This window comes from Mesorhizobium sp. B2-7-2 (assembly GCF_006440775.1).
Lineage (GTDB): Bacteria > Pseudomonadota > Alphaproteobacteria > Rhizobiales > Rhizobiaceae > Mesorhizobium.
On record NZ_VFTZ01000008.1, the window covers coordinates 211,796 to 233,617 of the forward strand.

At 63.2% G+C, this 21,822-nt stretch carries 20 protein-coding genes and 1 tRNA gene; 16 read left to right on the top strand and 5 right to left on the bottom strand.

Going from position 1 to position 21,822, the window contains the following annotated elements:
- The first annotated feature begins 112 nt into the window (after positions 1 to 112).
- From FJ425_RS13800 to FJ425_RS13820, 5 genes are all read left to right on the top strand, one after another.
- Positions 113 to 1,441, top strand: a complete 1,329-nt coding sequence (locus tag FJ425_RS13800; protein WP_140724153.1) for an NAD(P)H-dependent oxidoreductase — start codon at positions 113 to 115, stop codon at positions 1,439 to 1,441.
- A 2-nt stretch (positions 1,442 to 1,443) separates the two neighbouring features.
- Entirely contained in the window at positions 1,444 to 2,475 is a 1,032-nt protein-coding gene (locus tag FJ425_RS13805) for a thiamine pyrophosphate-dependent dehydrogenase E1 component subunit alpha (protein WP_140541304.1), read from the top strand.
- A complete protein-coding gene (locus FJ425_RS13810; RefSeq protein ID WP_140724156.1) occupies positions 2,475 to 3,473 on the top strand; it encodes an alpha-ketoacid dehydrogenase subunit beta in 999 nt (332 codons plus the stop codon). The genes FJ425_RS13805 and FJ425_RS13810 overlap by 1 nt, the downstream gene beginning before the upstream one ends.
- Positions 3,474 to 3,476: 3 nt before the next feature.
- Positions 3,477 to 4,850: a pyruvate dehydrogenase complex dihydrolipoamide acetyltransferase gene (locus FJ425_RS13815; protein WP_140724159.1), complete on the top strand. Its 1,374-nt coding sequence runs from the start codon at positions 3,477 to 3,479 to the stop codon at positions 4,848 to 4,850.
- A 136-nt stretch (positions 4,851 to 4,986) separates the two neighbouring features.
- Positions 4,987 to 6,147 carry a DUF930 domain-containing protein gene (locus FJ425_RS13820; protein ID WP_140724162.1) on the top strand — a complete coding sequence of 387 codons (1,161 nt, stop codon included), beginning with the start codon at positions 4,987 to 4,989 and terminating at the stop codon, positions 6,145 to 6,147.
- Positions 6,148 to 6,524: 377 nt separating this feature from the next.
- Here FJ425_RS13820 and FJ425_RS13825 read toward each other — a convergent pair whose 3' ends face one another.
- Positions 6,525 to 7,196, bottom strand: coding sequence for an HAD family phosphatase (locus tag FJ425_RS13825; RefSeq protein ID WP_140724165.1), 672 nt, complete (start codon positions 7,194 to 7,196; stop codon positions 6,525 to 6,527).
- 88 nt (positions 7,197 to 7,284) lie between these two features.
- The gene (locus tag FJ425_RS13830; protein WP_140541309.1) at positions 7,285 to 7,926 is read right to left on the bottom strand and encodes a hypothetical protein; all 642 of its coding nucleotides are present in this window, start codon (positions 7,924 to 7,926) and stop codon (positions 7,285 to 7,287) included.
- A 188-nt stretch (positions 7,927 to 8,114) separates the two neighbouring features.
- On the opposite strand from FJ425_RS13830, the gene FJ425_RS13835 reads away from it, so the two are divergent.
- From FJ425_RS13835 to ptsP, 5 genes are read left to right on the top strand one after another with little or no spacing between them, the layout of a single operon-like run.
- Positions 8,115 to 8,552, top strand: coding sequence for a transcriptional regulator GutM (locus FJ425_RS13835; RefSeq protein WP_095767894.1), 438 nt, complete (start codon positions 8,115 to 8,117; stop codon positions 8,550 to 8,552).
- Between the two features lie 52 nt (positions 8,553 to 8,604).
- Entirely contained in the window at positions 8,605 to 9,372 is a 768-nt protein-coding gene (locus FJ425_RS13840) for a PTS glucitol/sorbitol transporter subunit IIC (protein ID WP_140541310.1), read from the top strand.
- Positions 9,373 to 9,387: 15 nt separating this feature from the next.
- On the top strand, positions 9,388 to 10,392 hold the full coding sequence (locus FJ425_RS13845; RefSeq protein ID WP_140541311.1) for a PTS glucitol/sorbitol transporter subunit IIB: 1,005 nt from the start codon (positions 9,388 to 9,390) through the stop codon (positions 10,390 to 10,392).
- 26 nt (positions 10,393 to 10,418) lie between these two features.
- A complete protein-coding gene (locus FJ425_RS13850; protein WP_140724167.1) occupies positions 10,419 to 10,799 on the top strand; it encodes a PTS glucitol/sorbitol transporter subunit IIA in 381 nt (126 codons plus the stop codon).
- A gap of 48 nt (positions 10,800 to 10,847) precedes the next feature.
- Positions 10,848 to 12,833 (top strand): phosphoenolpyruvate--protein phosphotransferase, encoded by a 1,986-nt coding sequence (ptsP, locus tag FJ425_RS13855; RefSeq protein ID WP_140724172.1) that lies wholly within the window; start codon positions 10,848 to 10,850, stop codon positions 12,831 to 12,833.
- Between the two features lie 17 nt (positions 12,834 to 12,850).
- Here the strand turns inward: ptsP and FJ425_RS13860 are convergent, their stop codons facing one another.
- Positions 12,851 to 13,633 (bottom strand): hypothetical protein, encoded by a 783-nt coding sequence (locus FJ425_RS13860; protein WP_140636886.1) that lies wholly within the window; start codon positions 13,631 to 13,633, stop codon positions 12,851 to 12,853.
- Positions 13,634 to 13,784: 151 nt separating this feature from the next.
- Here FJ425_RS13860 and FJ425_RS13865 point away from each other — a divergent pair, with 151 nt between their 5' ends.
- A complete protein-coding gene (locus FJ425_RS13865; RefSeq protein WP_140636884.1) occupies positions 13,785 to 14,798 on the top strand; it encodes a sugar-binding transcriptional regulator in 1,014 nt (337 codons plus the stop codon).
- Position 14,799: 1 nt separating this feature from the next.
- Here FJ425_RS13865 and FJ425_RS13870 read toward each other — a convergent pair whose 3' ends face one another.
- Positions 14,800 to 15,867 carry an acyltransferase gene (locus tag FJ425_RS13870; protein WP_140724175.1) on the bottom strand — a complete coding sequence of 356 codons (1,068 nt, stop codon included), beginning with the start codon at positions 15,865 to 15,867 and terminating at the stop codon, positions 14,800 to 14,802.
- 408 nt (positions 15,868 to 16,275) lie between these two features.
- Positions 16,276 to 16,352: transfer RNA gene (locus FJ425_RS13875), tRNA-Pro, on the bottom strand.
- 142 nt (positions 16,353 to 16,494) lie between these two features.
- On the opposite strand from FJ425_RS13875, the gene FJ425_RS13880 reads away from it, so the two are divergent.
- From FJ425_RS13880 to FJ425_RS31545, 5 genes are all read left to right on the top strand, one after another.
- A complete protein-coding gene (locus FJ425_RS13880) occupies positions 16,495 to 17,703 on the top strand; it encodes a YcaO-like family protein (protein ID WP_181175911.1) in 1,209 nt (402 codons plus the stop codon).
- On the top strand, positions 17,700 to 19,028 hold the full coding sequence (locus FJ425_RS13885) for a TfuA-like protein (protein ID WP_140724182.1): 1,329 nt from the start codon (positions 17,700 to 17,702) through the stop codon (positions 19,026 to 19,028). Before FJ425_RS13880 ends, FJ425_RS13885 begins: the two co-directional genes overlap by 4 nt.
- A gap of 174 nt (positions 19,029 to 19,202) precedes the next feature.
- The gene (locus tag FJ425_RS13890; protein WP_181175913.1) at positions 19,203 to 20,486 is read left to right on the top strand and encodes a hypothetical protein; all 1,284 of its coding nucleotides are present in this window, start codon (positions 19,203 to 19,205) and stop codon (positions 20,484 to 20,486) included.
- Positions 20,487 to 20,508: 22 nt separating this feature from the next.
- Positions 20,509 to 20,703, top strand: a complete 195-nt coding sequence (locus FJ425_RS32005) for a hypothetical protein (protein ID WP_246673638.1) — start codon at positions 20,509 to 20,511, stop codon at positions 20,701 to 20,703.
- Positions 20,704 to 20,751: 48 nt separating this feature from the next.
- Positions 20,752 to 21,597: a hypothetical protein gene (locus FJ425_RS31545; RefSeq protein ID WP_181175915.1), complete on the top strand. Its 846-nt coding sequence runs from the start codon at positions 20,752 to 20,754 to the stop codon at positions 21,595 to 21,597.
- Positions 21,598 to 21,822: the final 225 nt, after the last annotated feature.

Here is a 21,822-nt window from a genome sequence, read left to right on the forward strand (position 1 = left end):
TCGAAAAGCGTCGAGGATGGCCAAAGATTTGGACATTAGTCTTGACAGAAATACAGATGTTCAATACGCGTCAAGCAGTCAAACAGCATGCGATGTGGGAGGAATAAGCGGCATGGCTTCCAATATTTCGTTGACGGGCCTTGCCCGTGACCTCGAGGAGCGCGCCAAGTCCGGCAAGCCCATCCGCATCGGCCTGATCGGCTCGGGCGAAATGGGAACCGACATCGTTACCCGCGTCGCCCACATGTCCGGCATCGAGATCGGCGCCGTTTCCGAACTCAACCTGCCGGCGGCCAGCAAGGCCGTCGATATCGCCTTCCAGGAAACCGGTCATGCGCGCGAGGTTTCGAGCGCCTCGGCGATGACGTCGGCCATGGAGGCCGGCAGGATCGCCGTCACCAATGATTCCAGCCTTGTCATCGGCAACGACCTCATCGACGTCGTCATCGACGCGACCGGCGTTCCGGCCGTCGGCGCCGAGATCGGCCTGCGCGCCATGGAGCATGGCAAGCATCTGGTGATGATGAATGTCGAGGCCGACGTCACCATTGGCGCCTATCTCAAGAGCGAAGCCGACCGCCTCGGCGTGACCTACTCGCTGGGCGCCGGCGACGAGCCGTCTTCCTGTATGGAGCTGATCGAGTTCGTCTCCGCCATGGGCCACCCGATCGTTGCCGCCGGCAAGGGCAAGAACAACCCGCTCAACATCGACGCCACGCCTCCTGACTATGAGGAGGAGGCCAAGCGCCGGCATATGAATGTGCGCATGCTGGTCGAATTCGTCGATGGCTCGAAGACCATGGTCGAGATGGCGGCGATCGCCAATGCGACCGGGCTGGTTCCCGACAAGCCCGGCATGCACGGCCCGTCCGCGACGCTCGGCGAATTATCGAAGGTGCTGGTGCCGCAGAAGGACGGCGGCGTGCTGTCGAAGGTCGGCGTCGTCGACTATTCGATCGGCAAAGGTGTGGCGCCCGGCGTCTTCGTCGTCGCCGACATGTCGCATCCGCGCATCTCGGAGCGCATGGAAGACCTGAAGATGGGCAAAGGCCCTTATTTCACCTTCCATCGTCCCTATCACCTCACCTCGCTGGAAGTGCCGCTCACCTGCGCCCGTGTCGTGCTCTACGGCAAGGCGGACATGGTGCCGCTGGCCAAGCCCATGGCCGAAGTCTGCGCCGTTGCCAAGAAGGATCTGAAGCCCGGCGACAAGCTCGACGCCATCGGCGAATATTGCTACCGCGCCTGGATCATGACGGCGCCGGAAGCCCATGCGGCGCGCGCCGTTCCCTGCGGCCTGCTGCAGGGCGGCTCCGTGACTACGCCCATCAAGAAGGGCGAGCTTATCACCTATGCCAACGCGGCGCCCGCGCCGGGCTCGAAGATCGCCGAGCTGCGTGCCCGCCAGGACAAGCTCGTTTACGGCGCCGTGGAGGCGTGATCATGGCTGGAGCCAGCAAAGCCGCAGTCGTGGATAGCCGGGCCAACCTGCCTTTCGTCTATCGCCAGTACAGCCCGGAGCAGCTGAGGGAGGTGCTTCACAAGATGTACCTCATCCGCCGCTTCGAAGAGGGCGCGGAAGAGTGCTACACGCGCGGCCTCATCCACGGCACCATGCACCTGTCGATCGGCCAGGAAGCCAGCGCCATGGGCATCTGCATGCCGCTCGCCGAGGACGACCAGATCACCTCGACGCATCGCGGCCACGGCCATTGCATCGCCAAGGGCGCCGAAGTCAGCCGGATGTTCGCGGAGTTCTTCGGCAAGACCACGGGCTACTGCAAGGGTCGCGGCGGCTCCATGCATATTGCCGATGTCGCCAAGGGCAATCTCGGCGCCAACGGCATCGTTGCCGGCGGCATCCCGATTGCGGTGGGTGCCGCGCTCTCGTCCAAGATGATGAAGACCGGCAAGGTCGTGGTTTCCTTCTTCGGCGACGGCGCCAACAACGAAGGCGCCTTCCACGAGGCGCTGAACATGGCGGCGGTCTGGAAGCTGCCGGTGATCTTCGTGTGCGAGAACAACGGCTACGGCATGTCGACCTCGACGGCGCGCTCGACCGCGGTGAAGAACATCGCCGAACGGGCGGCCGCCTATTCGATGCCCGGCGTCATCGTCAACGGCAACATCTTCTCCGAGGTGGCCGAGGCGTCCTTCAAGGCGGTCGAGCGGGCGCGCGCGGGCGAGGGGCCGACGCTGATCGAATCCAAGACCTACCGTCATCGCGGCCATTCCAAGAGCGACCGCAACCGTTACCGCACCAAGGAGGAGATCGAGGATTGGATGGCGAACCGCGATCCGATCACGTTGTTCGAGACCGAGCTGCGCGATTTCGGCTTCATCGACGACCAGGGTATCCAGGCAATCCGCGACGCGGTCGCCAAGGAGATCGCCGACGGCATCGAGTTCGCCAAGGCGAGCCCGGCGCCCGAGATCGCCACCCTGCAGAACTACGTTTACACGGAGCCTGCGTGATGGACGCCGCGCTGCGTGAACTGAGCTACGCCCAGGCGATCCAGGAAGCCATGGCGATCGCCATGGACATGGACGAACGCGTCTTCCTGATGGGCGAGGATATCGGCGTCTATGGCGGCGCCTTCCAGGTGACCGGCGACCTCGTCGAGCGCTACGGCGCCGAGCGGGTCATCGACACGCCGATCTCCGAGCTGGGTGGCGCCGGCGTCGCGGTGGGCGCGGCCGTCACCGGCATGCGGCCGATCTTCGAATTCCAGTTCTCGGATTTCGCCACGCTCGGCATGGAACAGATCGTCAACCAGGCGGCCAAGATGCGCTTCATGCTCGGCGGCGAGGTCTCGGTACCCGTGGTGATGCGTTTCCCGGCGGGCTCGGGCACGGGTGCTGCCGCGCAGCACAGCCAGAGCTTAGAGGCTTGGCTCGGCCATGTGCCTGGCCTCAAGGTCATCCAGCCTGCGACGCCGCACGATGCCAAGGGCATGCTGCTTGCCGCGGTCGCCGATCCGGACCCGGTCATGATCTTCGAGCACAAGCTTCTCTATAAGATGAAGGGCCATGTGCCGGAAGGCCATTACACCGTGCCGATCGGCAAGGCCGAGATCCGCCGCGAAGGCCGCGACCTCACCATCGTCGCCACATCGATCATGGTGCAGAAGGCGCTCGACGCCGCGGCTGTGCTTGAAGGCGAGGGCATCGACATCGAGGTGGTCGATTTGCGCACGATCCGCCCGATCGACAGGCAGACCGTCATCGACAGCGTGAAGAAGACATCGAGATTGCTCTGCGTCTACGAAGCGGTGAAAACGCTCGGCATCGGTGCGGAAGTGAGCGCGCTCGTCGCCGAAAGCGAGGCGTTCGACTATCTCGATGCGCCGATCGTGCGCCTTGGCGGCGCCGAGACGCCGATCCCCTACAATCCGGATCTGGAAAAGGCGACGGTGCCGCAGGTTCCCGACATCATCGCCGCTGCGCGCGACCTCGTGAAAGGGGTCCGCTGAGCGATGCCGACCGAGGTCATTCTTCCCAAGGTCGACATGGATATGGCGACCGGACAGATCTCGCGCTGGTTCGCCGAGGAGGGCGCGCACGTCAAGAAAGGCGACGTGCTTTTCGAGATCGAGACCGACAAGGCGGCGATGGAGATCGATGCGCCGGCCAGCGGCACGCTGCGCGACGTCACCGGCAAGGAGCGCGTCGACATTCCGGTCGGTGAGCCCGTCGCCTGGATCTATGCCGACGACGAAGTGTATTCCGCTGAGACGACGCAGAACAAGGCTCCAATCTCCCCCCAAGTGGGGGAGATGTCGGCGAAGCCGACAGAGGGGGGCGCTGTCCTACCAACGTCTCATTCTGTCGCGCCCCCCTCTGCCCTGCCGGGCATCTCCCCCACAGGGGGGGAGATCAGCCAATCGCCGACCATTGGGCGCGCGACGCCGCTTGCGCGCCGCTTGGCCCGTGAGGCGGGTCTTGCGATTGCGGACGTGAAAGGCAGCGGTCCGCGTGGTCGCGTCGTGCGTGCCGACGTTGAGGCCGCAGTCGCCGCAAAAGGCGCTGCCGTCCCTGCTCGACCGGCCGCCGAGGTCTCGGCCGCCGCCCCGTCCGCTCCGGCGGCCGCGCCGAAACCGATGTCGGACGACCAGGTGCTGAAGCTGTTCGCCGAAGGCTCCTACGAGCTGGTGCCGCACGACAACATGCGCAAGACCATCGCGCGTCGCCTCGTCGAGGCGAAGTCCACCATCCCGCATTTCTATTTGACGCTGGATTGCGAGCTCGACGCGCTGCTTGCGCTGCGCACGCAGCTCAATGCCGCAGCCCCGATGCGGAAGACCGACAAGGGCGAGGCGCCGGCCTACAAGCTCTCGGTCAACGACATGGTGATCAAGACCATGGCGATGGCGCTGATGGCGGTGCCGGATGCCAATGCCTCGTGGACCGAGAACGCCATGGTCAAGCACAAGCACGCCGATGTCGGCGTCGCCGTGTCGATCCCCGGCGGCCTGATCACGCCGATCATCCGGCATGCCGACGAAAAGACGCTGTCGGTCATCTCCAACGAGATGAAGGACCTGGCCGGCCGCGCCAGGAGCCGCAAGCTGAAGCCGGAAGAATATCAGGGCGGCACGACGGCGGTATCCAATCTCGGCATGTTCGGTGTCAAGGACTTTGCCGCCGTCATCAACCCGCCGCATGCGACGATCCTGGCGGTCGGCGCCGGCGAGGAACGGGCGGTGGTCAAGAAGGGCGAGATCGGAATAGCCACCGTGATGTCGGTGACCTTGTCGACCGATCACCGCGCCGTCGACGGCGCGCTTGGCGCCGAACTCCTCGGCGCCTTCAAGCGCTTGATCGAAAACCCGATGGGCATGCTGGTGTAAGCCAGTCCCTGCAGGGCCTTGATCCGGCTTGCTTACGCCACAGGCCCTCCGATCACCGACTTGTCAGGCCGGCAGCTAGCGCAAATCCCGGCCCGGTGCTTGAAGCCGCCGTCATTTCGTTCCACATCGGGGCGCGATGAACGGCAAGATGCGGGAATGGTTTCGGAATTGGCGGTGGGCCTTGGCCGCATCGCTATTCCTGCATACCCTGATCGCAGCGTTCTTGTTCTTTGGCCTGCCGAGACCCGAGCAACAGCCGGACCAGCAGGAACAGCCGGTCAACGTCGCGATCGTGCCGCCGCCCGAGCAGCCCAAGCCGAAGCCCGCTCCAAAGCCGCCGGAGCCGAAGCCTGAAAAGAAGGCTGAAAAGCCGCCCGAGCAGGCCGTGCAAAAGCCACCGCCTCCGCAACCGCCGAAACCCCAGGACGTTCCGGTTCTGAAGCGCGTTTTTCAGTATGGCGAGAAGGATACCGGCCCGGAGAAATCTCTCAACGGCAGCAGCGCGCCGGCCAACGCTCCGTCGCCGGCCAAGGATGAACCCGCGAAGCCGCCCGTTTCATCGCAGCCCGCGCCCAACCAGCCGGCCCCGCCTGCAACGCCCGAGCAGCAGGCGGACACCAACAAGGCTCAAGAGAAGCCGGTAACCACTGCGCCGGACGAAAAACCCGCGCAAAGCGAGGAGAAGCAGGCAACTGAGGACACTGACAAACAGCAGCAGGACAAGCAGGAGCCGCAAACCGCCGAAAAGCAAGCTGCCGAAACGCCAAAGCCGTTGACGGCCGAGGCCGGCGACAAGCCTGCGCCGGCCGAAAAAGCAAAGCCCAAGCCTTCCAAGGCGATGAAGTTCAAATCCGCAAGAGCTCTGAGAGCGCCGAGCGGGAACCCGGGAAGGTCAAGCCCCGCCGACAGCGAGGTTGCGGGATCGCCGATCTATTCCGGCCTGCCGGGCGTCAGAAAGCTTTACTCGCCGGGTGCGACCGGCAACGCGTTGGCCACAAGCTCGATGGAGAACGTGCCGCGCGATCAGCGCGTAGCCAACCTGTGCGCCAACGTTCTGAACCAGGAATTGCAGAGTGCCGATTACTCGCCCAAATGGCTGCCGACCATTCCCTTGAAACAAGGCAATGTTCTTAACCCTCCGCAGGCTGCCTTCAGCACGACAACCCAGTGGTATGATCTCAGCTTCCGCTGCGAGGTCGACGCCGATGCAACGAGGGTCCTGTCCTTCAACTTCCGCGTGGGGGGATTGGTCCCGCCTGGGGAGTGGACCCGGCGTCGCTTCCCAAGTCTCCGCTAGTTCCCCGACGCAGGGATTTTGAAAGGTTGCCGTTTGTCTGGTGCAAGATTTTCCGTTCATGTCCGTGCAATCAGCGCAAACGCCGGGGATTGGTTGAAGCCGCCCCAACGTCGTCATTCTATGGCGGAGCAAGGAGCGAAGCGACGCGGCGCAGACCATAGAATCCATGCCGTGACTTGGAAGCGCCGCCACGGTGCAAGATTTTGCTCCGTTGCACGCCTTGGCGAAGGTAGCGGCATGGATTCCAGGGTCTTCGCGACGGAGCTTCGCTCCTTGCTCCGCCCTGGAATGACGATCGCGATGGGTGTTTCGGCCAATCTCCACCTGCCAACGCAAACAGAGCGGACCGGTCAAAATCCCTGTGCAGTGCCACTAGTTCAGGCCGGCACACCAAGCCCGGCCAATTGCCGGCTGACGTCGTGCCAGTCGGCGCAGACGAAATCCGCGCCTGCGGCCTTCAGCCTGGCGCCGTGCTCGGGATAGGTATGCCCGCCGCCGGTATAGCCGATCGCGATCATGCCGGCCGCAACCGCGCCCTGGACGCCAAAAGGCGAATCCTCGACCACGATGCAGTCGGCGGGGTTCGCGCCCATTTTCTCGGCGGCGTACAGGAAGATGTCCGGCGCCGGCTTGCCGTTCTTCACCATCGAGGAGGAAAAGATCGCCTCGCCGAAGAAGCGCGACAGTCCGGTTACCGACAGGCTGTGGTTGATGCGTTCGACTGAAGATGACGAGGCGACACAGCGGTCACCGGCAAGCGCGCTCAGGAACGGCAGGACCCCCGGTGTCGGCTTCAGCTCCTCCGAAAAGAGCAGCTTGGTCTCGGCCCAGATGTCGCCGTCGGCGGTGGGCGGGAACTGATGTCCCGTCAGTTCCTTGATTTTGACGATAATGTCGGCCTGCTTCATGCCGATGCATTGCGCGATGATGCCGCCATGGACGCCAGGCATGCCATGCTTCTCATAGACGCGCTCATAGGCCTTGGCGGCCAGCGGTTCGCTGTCGACGAGAACGCCGTCGCAGTCGAAAATCAGTCTAGGTTGCGCCACGCGCTTCTCCCGGCTCTGTGCCAATACGCACATCGCTATCGATAAAAAGTCAGATGTTCAATAGTTATGCGGATGCATCTCCTGCGCATCAAAGCTGGCGCAGCGCCTCGCTGACCGGCGTGGATCCAAGCGCGCGCTGCATGGCCTGGCGCGACTGCGCGCGGTCGGGTGTGATCCAGTTGGGCTCGGCCCCGAGGAAGCGGTCGAGGAAGGCCACGGCATAGGCGGGCATTTCCGTAGCGTTCTCGCGGTAGGACCACCAGGTGCGCAGGTCGTCGGCGCATTTGTCGATGCTGGGCGCCGTGCCGAACTCCTGCTCGTGCACTGCCAGGATCGCCGACACGCAGTAGTTGGTATAGAGAAAACCCTCCGGCCAGAAGCGCACGATTTCCGCCGTGCCGGCATTGGCTTCGGTCTCGATCATTTCGGTAAGACCGGAGACCTCTCGCGCCGGCGCCTGCCGGATCAACTCGCGCAGCACCAGCCCGGCGGCGAACACGATAAAGTCCGCGCGGTCGACAGCTGCGAATCGCTTCTGCGCTTCCATGACGTCGATCCAGTCGAGAAAGGCGCGCGTCAGCTTGGCCTCGTCGATCTCGAAACGAACGCCAAAGGTTTCCGACACCACCTTCGCGCTGCTGCGGAAAGTGGCGCGAAACCAGCGCAGCTGCCGCAGCCGGTGACGAAGGTCCGGCATAAGCGCCAGTTCGTGCCTGAAAGGCAGATCCATGTCTCATATCCCGTTTGACGACAGGCTAGCACAGCGCTGCCGTTGCCGAAATCGGTCAGCCGCCTGTGGAGCGTTACGGCGGCTAATATAATACATGTTGACATTCTAGGAAACAAATGTTCTCACTTTCGGGTCATCTCGCCTCCGTTCAATATGTGCCGGAGGAAGAGAATCGGGAGGAAACCGAAATGGCGATCTGGCAGTGGGCGCTGCTTCTGCTGTTTGTCGTCTGGGCGCTGCAATCGCTCGGCGTCTGGCTGCAGATGCGGCATTATGCGGACGTCTTCAAAGGCGTCACCGGAGAGTTCAAGGACGGCTTCGTCGGCGCCGGCAATTTCCGCGGCCGGCTCGCCAAGGGTACCATCGCGCTCGTCGTCGTGACGCCCGATCTCATCGTGCGCCGCATGATGGTCATGAGCGGCCGTTCGGTGCTCACCAAGTTCAAGCGACATGAAGAATTCGAGGGTATCCCCCTCGATCGACTCCGGTCCAACCCTGCGATCATGGGGGAGGGGGAACCCGGTGTGGCCGAGGCCGTGAAACGGGCGATCGAGCAGATCGACCGCGCGCGGTCGGAGCCGGGGAAGAAGCCGGGCCTGTCCGGTTTGAACGTAGCAAGGGCTTAAGCGACGCCGGCAGCCGGCTGGGAATGACCGGCGGGGGTCATAAGGAGGAGAAATGTCTGTAATTTCGTTATTGGCGCAGCATGCCGACCTAGCGGTGCACAACCTGCATGTCGCAGGCACCATGGTCTCGGATGCTGCCTGGCACGGCAAGCTCGGCGTCGAGCATGCCACCGATCACCTCGTGGTCCTGGCGCAGGCGACGACCGACAATGCGCCGGTCACAGCCGATCAGCTCAAGGAACAGCTGAAGAATGTGCAGCAGGAAGAGCAGCTCGGCTGGCTGACGGCGATCGGCAAGTATTTCATCGGCATCTTCCAGAAGGGCGGCGAAGTATTCGCCGGCTTCGTCACCGGCATCATCCCGACCCTGGTCGTGCTGATGACCGCCTTCTACGCCGTCACCGAGCTGGTCGGCGAGGAGCGCGTCCACGGCCTCGCGCGCGGCGCCGGCCGCATCGCCCTGACCCGCTACACGGTGCTGCCGGTCCTGTCGGTGTTCTTCCTCACCAACCCGATGGCCTACACCTTCGGCTCCTTCCTGGAAGAAAAGCACAAGCCTGCCTTCTACGACGCGGCGGTGTCCTATGTGCATCCGCCGCTCGGCCTCTTCCCGCATATCAACCCCGGTGAATATTTCGTCTGGGGCGGCATGCTGGTCGCGCTGCTCGATCTCGAGAAGCGGGGCGTCATCGCCAACGGCTATCACGTCAAGGTAGCCATCTGGTACGCCCTCGTCGGCCTCGTCGTCATCCTGCTGAAGGGCATGCTGACCGAGCGCATCACGGCCATCATGGCACGCCGCCAAGGCGTCGAGCTCTAAGGGCGGGAGGACATCATGGCCAAGACATACAAGGCAGTAAAGATATCGAGGGGCTCCACCGGTTGGGGCGGCCCGCTCGTCATCGAACCGACCGAGCAGCGCAGCAAGGTCGTGTCGGTAACCGGTGGCGGCATTCATCCGGTGGCGCAGCTTATCGCCGACATGACCGGCGCCGAGGCGGTCGACGGCTTCAAGGCGCCGCCGATCGAAAGCGAGATGGCGGTCGTCGTCGTCGACTGCGGCGGCACCGCGCGCTGCGGCGTCTATCCGCGCAAGCGTATCCCGACCGTCAATCTGACACCGGTCGGCCAGGCGGGTCCGCTCGCCCAGTTCATCACGGAAGACATCTACGTCTCGGGCGTGAAGCCGGCCAACGTCACGATGGCGGACGGATCCGAAGCGGTCACCACTGCGGGGGGAGCAGCATCAATGAGTACAAGCAACAACACCACTGCCAGGGCGGCCGAGCCGCTGCCGAACGAGGGCGGGCTTATCGGCCTGATCAGCTCGATCGGCCGTGTCATGGGCCGTGTCGTCGGCATCTTCTTCAACTCCGGCCGCCGCACCATCGATCAGGTTATCCGCAACGTGCTGCCCTTCATGGCCTTCGTGACCATGCTGATTGGCCTGATCCTCTACACCGGCATCGGCGACGTGCTGGCACAGCCGATGGGACCCTTGGCCAACAACATCGTCGGCCTGCTGGTCATCTCGGCCATCTGCGGCCTGCCGTTCCTGTCGCCCATCCTTGGCCCAGGCGCGGTCATCGCCCAGGTCATCGGCGTCGCCATCATCGGCCCGCAGATCGCCAACGGCACCATCTCGCCCGCAATGGCGCTGCCGGCGTTGTTTGCCTACAACACCCAAGTGGGCTGCGACTTCGTTCCCGTCGGTCTGGCGCTCGGTGAGGCCAAGCCGAAGACGATCGAGATCGGCGTGCCGGCGGTGCTCATCAGCCGCCAGATCATGGGCCCGGTCTCCGTGCTGATCGCATGGGTCGTCTCCCTGATCGTGTTCTAAAAACGCGTAACAACGAGGTTCGCCATATGTCGGTTCTTCTCAAGACACGGGTCACAGCTATCGGGCCTGAAGTGGCGGACCTCGCCGAGGGCGGCGTGGTCATCCTGTTCGCGGATGGCTCGCCTCCTGAACTCGCCGAAGTCTCGGTGCTGCACTTGGCAGAGCAGGGGCCCAGTGACGACGCGCCGCAAAAGGGCGCGTCGATCACGCTCGGACCGGTTTCGGCGACGATAACGGCGGTCGGCTCCACGGCCTGGAACAAGGTGCGCGAGATGGGCCATGTCGTGATCTCCTTCAACGGAGCATCCGAGGCCGAAAGGCCCGGCGAAGTCTGCGCATCCGAGGTCGACACCGGAGCGCTCGTGGCCGCCCTGACACCGGGCGCTGTCATCACCATCGCCGCCTGATAATATCCGCGCTGTCTGTCGACGGCGCCCAAGCCTAGAGTAATTGCCATGGAACGCTCGACTATCGTCAGAGTGCACGAAGGTTTGCACGCCCGTCCCGCCACGCGGTTCGTGAAGCTTGCGAAGGGTTTCGAATCCGACGTAGAGCTGGTCAAGGACGGCAAGGCGGTGAGCGCCAAGAGCTCGGTCAAGCTGATGCTCCTGGCGGTCAAGGAAAACCAGGAAGTCACCGTGCGCGCCAACGGCGCCGACGCGATCGAGGCGATCGAGGCGCTGATCGGCTATCTGGAGAACCCGCGCGCCGGCCTCGACGACGAGGGCGAGGCGGGTGATGAGGGCTCGCAAACCGCAGCCGCAGCGCCCGCTCGTGAGGCCGCGCAGCCTGCTGCCGCGGCGGTGGATGGAACCCCGAAACTTCAAGGCGTCGCCGCAAGCGAGGGCGTGGCGATCGGGCCGGCCTTCGCCCATTTCCCGCCGGAGATCGCGGGACCGGGCAGGCGCCTGCAGGCCGACGAGATCGAAGGCGAGCTCGAGCGCTTTCGCGGCGCCGTCGCCAGCGTCCAGTCCCGCATGGACCGCACGCTTGCCGAGAACAATCTCTCCGCCGGCGACCGCGGCATCGTCGCCGCGTTGCGCGACATCGCCGCCGACGACAGCCTGACCGGCGGGGCCGAAAAGCTCATCAGGGAAGGCGATGACGCCGTGTCCGCCGTCATCGGCGCGGCCGCCACCATCGCCGCCGATTTCAGCGCGGTCGACGACCACTATCTCAACGCCCGGGCCGACGACGTCCATGCCGTCGGCCGGCAGATCTGCCTGGCGCTGCTCGGCCAGGACGAAGTCAGCCTGGAAACCATCCCGCAGGGCGCGATCCTGATTGCCGACGACATCGGCGCCTGGGATCTGGCGCGCGCGCCGCTGAAGCGCATCGGCGGCGTGGTCTGCGGCCATGGCGGCGCCACCTCGCACATCGCCATCATCGCCCGCTCGCACGGCATTCCGGCGGTGCTCGGTCTCGGCGACAAGATCAACGAGTTGCGCACCGCCAAAGAGGTGGCGATCGACGGCAATGCCGGGCACGTGGTCGTCGATCCGGACGAGGCCGCGCGGGCTGACTTCACCCGGCGCGTCGAGGCTGCCGCGCAGGAGCGCGCTGGGCTGAAAGTGTTCAAAGGCCTAACGCCGACGCGCGCGGACGGCACGGTGATCGAGGTCGCGGCCAATATCGGCTCGCTGGAGGAGATCGAGGCGGCGCAGGACGCCGGCGCCATGGGCGTCGGGCTGTTTCGCACCGAGCTGCTCTTCATGCGCCACATGCATCTGCCGTCGGAGGACATGCAGGCCGAAACCTACAGCGCCCTGGCCAAGGCGTTTGCGCCGCATCCGGTCATCGTGCGCACGCTCGACATCGGCGGCGACAAGCCGATCGCCGGCATCGAGTTTCCGGACGAGGAAAATCCCTTTCTCGGCTGGCGCGGCATCCGCATGTGCCTGGACCGCCCCGACATTTTCAAGAAGCAGCTGCGGGCGCTGTTGCGCGCCGCCGTCCACGGTAACATCAAGGTGATGCTGCCGATGGTCTCGGAGATCGCCGAAGTGACGCGCACGCGCGCGCTGGTCGAGGAATGTGCGGCCGAATTGAAGGCCGAAGGCGTGCCGCATGCCGATTTCGACCTCGGCGTGATGATCGAGACGCCAGCCGCCGTGCTGATCGCGCCGGCACTGGCAAAGGAAGTGGCGTTCTTTTCGATCGGCACCAACGACCTCACCCAGTACATCATGGCCGCCGACCGTCTCAATCCGACGGTCGCCAAGCTCAACGACGTCACCAATCCGGCGGTGATGTCGGCGATCGAGCTGACGGCCAAGGCCGGTGTCGCCGCCGGCATCATGGTGGGAATGTGCGGCGAGGCCGCCGGCCGTCCGGACCTGATCCCCACCTTCATCGGGATGGGCTTGACCGAGCTCAGCATGAGCCCGGCCTCGATCCAGCGCGCCAAGAAGACGATCGCGGCCATGGCGGCCGAACGGTAGCGGATAATTCGCGGCGGTTACGCTAGATGCGCGAGCAGGGTGGCGAGAACCGGTGTCAGTTCCTGGACGGCATTGGGCTGGGCACAGGCCCGCCGGACGCGGTCCTCCCGCACCTCGGCCGCCAGCACCGCGATCTCGAGAATGTCGGGCTCGGGCGTCCCGTCCGCCTTGGTCGCCAGTCCGCAGGCAAGCGCCACGGGCGCAAGGCACCTGATGTCGAGAGACCGGTCGCCGGCTATCGCCGGCCCTGTGCCGATCTCGCCAGGCTGGACAGGACGGTGGTTGAGGCATTCGACGAGCAGAGCCGCGCAGGCCGCCGCGACCTGGTCCGTCGATGCCGCGTCCGCCGTCGCGCCAGCCAGGAGATCCGCGTAGCGCTTGCGCATCGCGACATGCACGGCGGAAAAGCTCGCTTCGTGGACGCGCGGATTATCGATGCCGTAGCCGGCAAGGACCGCGCGGGTCAGATAGTACATGTCGCGCCTGAACTGACGCTCGCCGCCGATCTGCCGGTCTTCATCGCCATGCGGGAAATAGGCCCGCAGGCTTTTGACGGTCGTGCCGTCGACCTTGAGCGGCCGGGAATGCGGCACGAAGGATTCCGCGATCGTCAGCGCCTCGTCGACGGCGCTCGCGGCGTGGCCAAGCAGGCTGCGGCCAGGGAAGGGAGGCAAATTGCCGGCGATATCGTGCGAGGGGTCGCCGGCGCTGTCGTGGCGGTTCTGGCGGATGGCATCGCGCAGCTCCCGAAGCCGGTCCTTCAGGTTGGCGCGGACATCCTCGGAAATTTGTCGCAGCATTGCCAATTGCCTCGAAATGCTGAAGCCGGTCACGGCTTGGGCGCCAGTCGCCCTCTCTAGATTGTTCGTCTCGCTTGGTAGATCAATAGACGATATTTAACCAGCATGCAGAATCGGCGGGGCGGTGTCACCGCCGGGGTTGGAGGGGAAATTGGGCAGGCGACGGCAGGGCGAACCAGAAAACGGCAGGGCGGCGGCCGAGGCATCCGAGCAGGTCGTCAGCGAAAGCCGGACCGACCGCCTCAGGATCCGCGCCGCCTGGATGTATTTCGTCGAGCAGATGACGCAAAACGAGATCGCCGACGTGCTCGGCGTCGGCCGCGTCACCATCGTGCGCATGCTGGCGGAGGCGAGGGCACGCAACGAGGTGAAGATCTCCATCGAGAGCGAGCTTTTGGAGATCGTGCGGCTGGAGCGCGCGCTGGAAAGGACTTTCGGGCTGCAGCAGGCGCTGGTGGCGCCGCTCACCGACCCCAACGCCGATCCGATCCCGGCGATCGCCGCCAAGACCGGCATGTTCCTGTCCGATGCGATGAAATCCGGCATGCGGGTCGGCGTCGGCTGGGGCGTCACGCTGTTCAACACCTTGCCCTTCATCAGCGCCAAATCGCTCACCGATTTCAGCGTGATCTCGCTGCTCGGCGGCGTCGGCGTCGCGCGCCGGGTCAACCCGGCCGAGTTCGCCTGGCGCTTCGCCCAGATCTTCCAGGGCGACGGCTATCTGATGCCGACGCCTGCGGTCGTCGACAGCGTCGAGACAAAAATCGCGCTGGTCGAACGCTGCGGCCTGCAGGAGATTTTCGAGATGGCCGATGCGCTCGACGCCGTGCTGCTCAGCGTCGGCGGCATCGCTTCGGCCACCACCTTCTCGCGCGGCGGCTTCCTCAAGGAAGCCGACCGCGAGGCCTTGCTTGCGCGCGGCGCCGTCGGCGATCTCCTGTTTCATTTCTATGACCGCAACGGCGATCTGGTCGACCATCCCGTCAACAGCCATGTGATGTCGGTGGATGTCGACCGCCTGCGCAAGGCGCCGATCCGCATTCTCACCTCCGGCGGCGCGGAAAAGACCGAGGCGCTGCTCGGCGCCATGAACCTGATCGCGCCGACCATCCTGATCACCGACGAGGAAAGCGCGCGGCGCATGCTCTCGGCGCATGGCGTTTGAATCATGCGACGGAAGGGCTCGCTCGCTGCGGAATTGAGGAGCGCAGGTGCTTGCGGGCAGGTTCCTCCACCAGAATGAAGACGACGAGCGAGACGATGATCAGCAAAGGCTGATACAAAAGGCTCCCGACCCAATCCCATTCTCCAGTAAATATTATCGGAACCCACTTCCGGACCGGAATTTGCAGGATGTAGAGGGCATAGCTTGCATTGCCCAGCAGCACGAGCGGCTTGTACGACAGTGCGCGTCGGGTCTTGCCGTCATTCACGGCGCAGGTCGCAATCAACGCAACAAAGCCGATCACCGCGAACCCTCCTGTCACCGTGTATGTCGAGACAACCGTGGTGAGCGTAAACGCCATGGCCATCAAGGCGGCCAGGTCGCTGCGGAAGCGATCGAACGCGCCTGCCCTAAACAGCAGAGCGCAGACGATGCCGGTCATGAATTCGGGCAGCCTCAGCAGCGGGAGAGGCACCAGCTTCATCCAGTCGAACGCAAGGTAGCCGGTCGGTCCGAGACTCGGCAGACACATAACCATGAAAATCAGCACTGCGATTGCCAGGCTGATCCACAGGGCTCCAGTTGTAAGCCTCGAAAGCGCGGGAAGCAGCAACGGGAACATGAGATAGAAAAAGAACTCGATCGAAAGTGTCCAACCCGGAGAATTCCAGAAGAATCCGAGCATTGACGTCGGTGCGCCCCAGGCTTGAATAAGGCCAAGTGTCGCAAGCGACGCAAGCGGGAGATCGAAAGGCAGGCTTGACAGCGGCAAAGCCACGACAAGAGCAAGGATATAAACCGGATAAATTCTGGCAAATCTCGCTACGGCAAACCGTCGGACGTCGTCCCAATCGGACATCTTGTCGATGTAGGAATGGGTGAGGATGAACCCAGAAAGCAGGAAGAAGAACGAGACGCCGAGGTAGCCATTCTGCACGAAACTAGCGACGAGGTGTGGCGCTCCGTCGATGTTTGCCGAATGATAGGCAAGCACATAGAGAGCGGCGAAAAATCGCAAGCTGGTCAGCTGCGCCAGGTTCGATCCGGCTGAAGAAGGCTTCGGTTTCATACAGGGTGCCGTGGCTGTGAGCGCGAAGCGGTGCTCAGAACTGTCGATATTGCTTGGAATCCTATACGCCGAGCCGCATTAACAAACCCATTAACGCTCCACGCCGGTGTCAGCACTCGGCGCCATGGGGGAGAACCGAGGCGCTGCTCGGCGCCATGCACCTGACTGCGTCGACGATTCTGATCGCCGACGAAGAAGCGCACCGCATGCTCTACTGGCGGACGGACAACGATCTTCGGCCTCCTGGCCAGATAGATCTTCCGCTCGCGTGACAGCCCCCAAGCTTCTGCCGATAAGTCGCGGAACCACTCTAAAATCAACGAGAAGCTGTTTTTGGACCAAACGGTTGCCCAAAGAGCGGAAGCCATCGGCTCAACCTAAGAACTTGGGGGGAAGTTCTCTTTCAAATGGTCGGAGTGGCCGGATTCGAACCGACGACCCCTTGACCCCCAGTCAAGTGCGCTACCGGGCTGCGCTACACTCCGGACCGGGTGGCGATGTATCGTGATAAGGCGGTGCGGGTCAACCGAATTCGAAGCCCGGCCGACCAGCCGGGCCTGCTCTGTTGTGCGCCGACAGAAATCGCTAATGTCTCGCGAGCTACCCGGGGATCAGGAGATAGTGTCGTTGGCGAATGGCACGGTGCCAGGAACTCCTTATCACGCGGAGGGTGCCCGTAGCGCGATTGCCCGGATTCGCCCGCACTGGGCGCGGATGGGCATCACCAGGGTCGCCAATGTCACCGGGCTCGATCGCATAGGCATACCGGTGGTGATGGTATGTCGCCCCAACGCCCGGTCCCTGGCTGTTTCGCAAGGCAAGGGCATCGACCTGGAATCAGCCACGGCTTCGGGCCTTTTGGAAGCGGCGGAACTTTATCACGCCGAGCACATCGAGCGCCCGCTGAAGCTCGGCAGTATGGCTGAACTCTCCCGGTCGCACCGATTCGCTGAGATCGGCAGGCTGCCTCGCGTCACGGGCAAGGCATTCACTAAGGATATCGTGACGCTATGGATAGAAGGCCGGGAGATGATCTCCGGCGAGTCGCGCTGGTTGCCGTTCGAATCGGTGCGAGCCAACTTCACCGTCCCGCCGCCGCCTGGAAGCGGCTTCTTTGACTGCAGCAGCAACGGGCTCGCCTCTGGGAATACGGTCGACGAGGCGATTCATCATGGAATTTGCGAGATCGTCGAACGCGACGCGACTGCTCTGTGGAACCAACTGTCGTCGGCTCGGCGCCGGCGCACCAGTGTCGACCTCGGCAGCGCGCCGGACGGCCCGAGCCGTGAAGTGTTGAAGAAGCTGGAAAATGCAGACTTCGACGTTGCAGCGTGGGAAACGACCACTGACCTCGGCGTGCCGGCCTTTTTCTGCCTGATTGCCGATCGCCGGAACAGAAACGGCCACTACGGCATAGGGGCGGCAGCGCACCCGGTGCCGGAAACGGCCTTGCTGAAGGCGATCATCGAAGCCGCCCAGGTGCGTACGACCTACGTGTCCGCGGCAAGGGACGATCTGTCTATCGAGGAATATGGCGAAGAATATCGGGAGAAACGGCGCCGTCGCGCGGAGAGACTCCTAGCCGAGCGCTCCGCCACCAGGCAAATCGCCTCTGCCGAGGAAAGGGCAACACAGGACGTTGCGCAGAATGTGGCCTGGCTGATCGGAAGGTTGCAGGCGGCAGGTGCAAGCGAGGTCATCGCCGTCGATCTGGCCAAGGAGGATATCGGCCTGCCCGTAGTTCGCGTTGTGATACCTGGCCTTGAAGGGCCGGACGATCATGACGCCTATGTGCCGGGCGAGAGAGCTCGCCGTATGGCGGAAGAGGGACAATGAATCCCATCGTCTTCTGCGGGCCGAGTCTGCGCGCGCAAGACATTGTGCCTTACAATGGATTCGAATTCCGTCCGCCAGTGCGCCAAGGCGATCTTTATGCCGCCACCCGCGGTGGCCCGAGAGCGATCGGCGTCATCGACGGCTATTTCGATGGTCAGCCGGCGGTCTTGCACAAGGAAATACTCTGGGCCCTGACGCGCGGGATCGCGGTATTTGGCGCGTCAAGCATGGGAGCACTGCGCGCCGCGGAGTTGCACTCGTTCGGCATGCGCGGCGTCGGGCGCATCTTCGAAGCCTATCGCGACGGCGAGTTCACCGACGACGACGAGGTCGCGCTTATCCATGGCCCGCCGGAGACGGGATACATGCATCTGAGCGAACCGATGGTCAACATCCGCGCGACGCTCGATCAGGCGGTGGCGCAAAAGGTGATAGACATGTCAACAGGCGCGCGCTTGGCGACGTCGTCCAAGGCCAGGTTCTATTGGGATAGAACGTGGCTCAGCCTCCTGGCAGACGTCGGCGATCCCAAAAAGGCGGAGGAACTGGCGCTCTGGCTGCGAACAGGCAAGGTCGACAGGAAGCGCGAAGACGCGTTGGAACTGCTGAAGGAGATAGATGCGTTTGTCCGCAGCGGTGCCGCACAAGCGCCTCCTGACTTCCATTTCGAATGGACGGAAAACTGGCACAACGCGCCTTGGCGAAACCAAACAGCGTCGATAGATGCGAAAGCCACCGCGGAAGAGGATGCCATTCTCGACGAGCTCCGGCTGCGCGGCGACTATGCCCGGTTGCGCCGTGACGCGCTGCTTCGTCTGCTTGCCCGCGGCGAGCAAGCTGCTCCGGATCGCCAGGCCATCAAACGCGCCATGGGCGAGTTTCGCTCGCGGCGCAGGCTTATGCGGCAAGCGGACGTCGTCGATTGGGCGCGCGAGAACGGAACGGATATCGCGGCGATCGAGCGCATGATCGGGGATGATGCGGTTGTCGAGACGCTCGCGCGAGAGCGCGATGCCGAACTGCATCGAGCCATACTCGACCGATTGCGCGAACTCGGTCTCTACCCAGGCTACCGGGACAAGGCTCTGGTCAGGCAGCGATCACCGTCGCTTTCCGCGCCGGTGCCGCGTGCCCTGATCGCAGTCTGGTTTTTCGAGAGACGACTCGGCCGCGCCGTTCCTCGAGACATTGACGACTATGCCATCTCCATCGGATTGCCCGGCATCGACAGATTCTACGACCTGCTGGCTCATGAATATGCTTTCACGGCCGGCCGCAGCACGTCCGATGACTCTGGCCTGACCGGCGAAAACGGGCTAACTTGAAACCGCGTTCGCCGACGATATTGCAGCCAGTTTGACGTGCATGTCTTTGTCCGTCCGAGGGGGGCAAGCGTGACATCTGGAGAGGAAGGCTCTGCATTCAGGAATGGGACGCGCTTCCGGCTTTTCGCCCAAGCGCCGTTCCTCAAGGCTTTTCGTCGTCCTGAAATCGTGCTCGTGTCTTCGCCTGCGGGATCGGTCGGCCCTGGCCCGGGCGACGGGCGCATGTATGTCGTCGACCCCATTGGCAAGGCGTTTGCCTACGGTCTTGCGGAAAATGTCCGCGGCGACCCACTCTACTTGATGCCACCTTGGCGCGGCGACGTCTTTCCCCCGGCGTTTCCCGATCTCGATGGGCATTTCGATCACATCGGTTCGGACGATCCGACATTCGAGGCTGCGCATCTGTTCGGCTCGGTACGTTTCACGCTGGACGTGTGGGAGAAATATTTCGGCCATCCCATCGCCTGGCATTTCCAGCGCGACCTCGACCGCCTGGAACTGGTGATACAGCGCAATCTGCACGAAAACGCATTCATGGGTTACGGCTTTCTGGAGGTTGGCATCCACGAGACGACGGATGGCGAGATCGAGCCGTTCACCCTCAATTTCGACGTTGTCGCCCATGAGGTCGGCCACTGCGTCATCTATTCCACCATCGGCGTGCCCGACCCGGGGACGGCCAGCGCGGAATATTACGGCTTCCACGAATCCTCGGCCGACCTCGCCGCCCTTATCGCCGGCCTGCATTTCGAGTCCGTCATAGATGAGCTGCTGGAAACCAGTCACGGCAATCTCTACACACACAATCTCGTCAACCGCATCGCCGAGCTATCCTCCAACAGCCAGATCAGGCTCGCGGCCAACCCGCTGTCGATGCTGGATTTCGTCCAGGGCTGGAGCGACGAGCATGCGCTTGCCCAGCCGCTGACCGGCGCGATGTTCGACATCTTCGTCGACCTCTTCCATGAGGAGCTCGTGGCGCGCGGCCTGATCACCCAAAGCCAGGAAGACCTGTCCGACAGGCTGGAGGACAGCCTCGACTATTTCCGCGTCATCCAGCCGATGTTCGACGAAGCCTATGCCGCGTCGCCTTTGGCGTTTCGCGAGGCACTCGTCGCCTCGCGCGACGAGCTCGGCATGCTTCTCGCCGAAACCTGGCGGCGGCTTTCGCCGGACGATCTCAGCTATGCCAAGGTGGGGAACACGTTGCGCGCCGTCGACAGGCTGATGACGGGCGGACGCTGGCGTACAATCATCGACGTCAACCTAAACCGCCGCGCGATCGGTTTTGTGAGCGCCGGCCCCAAGATCAAGCCGTTCGGGCCCAAAAGCCACTTCGGTTTGCCGAGGGTATTCGTGCCGGCTCGTCATGGCGCTTGTTGTGCACGGCATCTGCGCGTTGCGAGACAGATGGGAACGCGAGACAGACTGGCCAGAAGCAGGGCCGGCGTTCTTTGAGTCAGATGAGGAGGAATGTCCAATGCCTTACGTCGTGACCGAAATCATGGACGACATTGAATTGTTGCAAGCCCATGTAGACAACATCTCCAAAAAACCAGGTAAGGTCGTAAGCGTATTATGGCGTGAAAGTGATCGCGCTTATGTTGTGACGCATGAGGTGGAAGCGGCTGAGAATAAAACAGAAGCCAGAAGGCCGCGCGATGCCAAGAAATAATGCTGTTTGATGTTAGACATATGATCCAGGAACCGGAGGGTTGCGGCTATGGTAGAGAGCCTTCTTAGCGTGTCGGGTGTTAATCTATTCGGCCATTTTGTAATCGATCTGCAGGTGGTGAACCCACTTCTAAATCCTATCGTCGCGCAGGTCGCGACTGCCAAGAACATACCGGCATTGACTGGCAACAAGGTCGTGAATGGTGTGCGTCTGGCGGATAAGAGCAAGATCGTTGTTTGGAAACAGAAGGTTCTGGACCAGATTGGCGTGTACACGGTCGGCGGCGCGGACGGTCGGTGGACCAAGGATGACACGCCTCCCGGTGCAATAATCCAGGTGACCGGCGGGAATAGCTTCGTCGGCTATTTCATGAAGCTCGAGGGCGGATTCGAATTCATCGGGCGCCGCCCGGGCGCGGCAAATCGAAGCGGCAAGAACAGACTGCTTGAGGACCAACTGCAAAACGGCAGGTTTGCGAGGATATATGGCTTCAGTTTTGAGGGAAGCTACTACGACCTCCCAAGGCCCATAATATTCCTTGTGCACGGTGATGGGGAGCTTGTCGCGGAGGATCTAGGCACGTTCAGTCCCGCCCGTTCGCCCAGTCCGACCGGACTGACAGGCCTTGCGGCAGCCGACTTCGACTTTGCCGATGGCTTGCGCGTCTGGTCCTACGACAAAGCCGACTACACAGTACGCATGGATGTCGAGACAGGCATGTTCGAGGATGTGTTGCTTGCAGCGATAATGGGCGGCGGCGGGCCGGGCGGCATGGACAGTGCCGGCATGAGCGCGCGCGGGATGAGTGCGAGGGGGATGAGCGCGCGTGGCATGAGCGCAAGGGGAATGAGCGCGCGCGGCATGAACGCCCGCGGCGGCGGCAATAGCGATTGACCTGCATGCGACGCGCCCCTGACGGGGCGCGTGCTCACGAGCCGAGGATTGGCCGCGGCTAGCGAGCGACCATGCGGAGCCTTGCCGCTCCCAGATCGCGCAGGCGTTGCATTAGAAGAAGCTAATTCCTTTAAATCTCAGCAATATTCCTTTGAGCACGTCTTTCTTTCCAGGATGCTGTTGGCGATTTCTGCGTGCTATGCTGCACTGCCCGGTGGTTGTTGG

Bases quoted from the DNA above. Each gene is read 5' to 3' on its own strand.
- FJ425_RS13800 (WP_140724153.1), top strand. From the start codon at position 113: ATGGCTTCCAATATTTCGTTGACGGGCCTTGCCCGTGACCTCGAGGAG.
- FJ425_RS13805 (WP_140541304.1), top strand. From the start codon at position 1,444: ATGGCTGGAGCCAGCAAAGCCGCAGTCGTGGATAGCCGGGCCAACCTG.
- FJ425_RS13810 (WP_140724156.1), top strand. From the start codon at position 2,475: ATGGACGCCGCGCTGCGTGAACTGAGCTACGCCCAGGCGATCCAGGAA.
- FJ425_RS13815 (WP_140724159.1), top strand. From the start codon at position 3,477: ATGCCGACCGAGGTCATTCTTCCCAAGGTCGACATGGATATGGCGACC.
- FJ425_RS13820 (WP_140724162.1), top strand. From the start codon at position 4,987: ATGAACGGCAAGATGCGGGAATGGTTTCGGAATTGGCGGTGGGCCTTG.
- FJ425_RS13830 (WP_140541309.1), bottom strand. From the start codon at position 7,926: ATGGATCTGCCTTTCAGGCACGAACTGGCGCTTATGCCGGACCTTCGT.
- FJ425_RS13835 (WP_095767894.1), top strand. From the start codon at position 8,115: ATGGCGATCTGGCAGTGGGCGCTGCTTCTGCTGTTTGTCGTCTGGGCG.
- FJ425_RS13840 (WP_140541310.1), top strand. From the start codon at position 8,605: ATGTCTGTAATTTCGTTATTGGCGCAGCATGCCGACCTAGCGGTGCAC.
- FJ425_RS13845 (WP_140541311.1), top strand. From the start codon at position 9,388: ATGGCCAAGACATACAAGGCAGTAAAGATATCGAGGGGCTCCACCGGT.
- FJ425_RS13850 (WP_140724167.1), top strand. From the start codon at position 10,419: ATGTCGGTTCTTCTCAAGACACGGGTCACAGCTATCGGGCCTGAAGTG.
- ptsP (WP_140724172.1), top strand. From the start codon at position 10,848: ATGGAACGCTCGACTATCGTCAGAGTGCACGAAGGTTTGCACGCCCGT.
- FJ425_RS13860 (WP_140636886.1), bottom strand. From the start codon at position 13,633: ATGCTGCGACAAATTTCCGAGGATGTCCGCGCCAACCTGAAGGACCGG.
- FJ425_RS13870 (WP_140724175.1), bottom strand. From the start codon at position 15,867: ATGAAACCGAAGCCTTCTTCAGCCGGATCGAACCTGGCGCAGCTGACC.
- FJ425_RS13885 (WP_140724182.1), top strand. From the start codon at position 17,700: ATGAATCCCATCGTCTTCTGCGGGCCGAGTCTGCGCGCGCAAGACATT.
- FJ425_RS32005 (WP_246673638.1), top strand. From the start codon at position 20,509: ATGCCTTACGTCGTGACCGAAATCATGGACGACATTGAATTGTTGCAA.
- FJ425_RS31545 (WP_181175915.1), top strand. From the start codon at position 20,752: ATGGTAGAGAGCCTTCTTAGCGTGTCGGGTGTTAATCTATTCGGCCAT.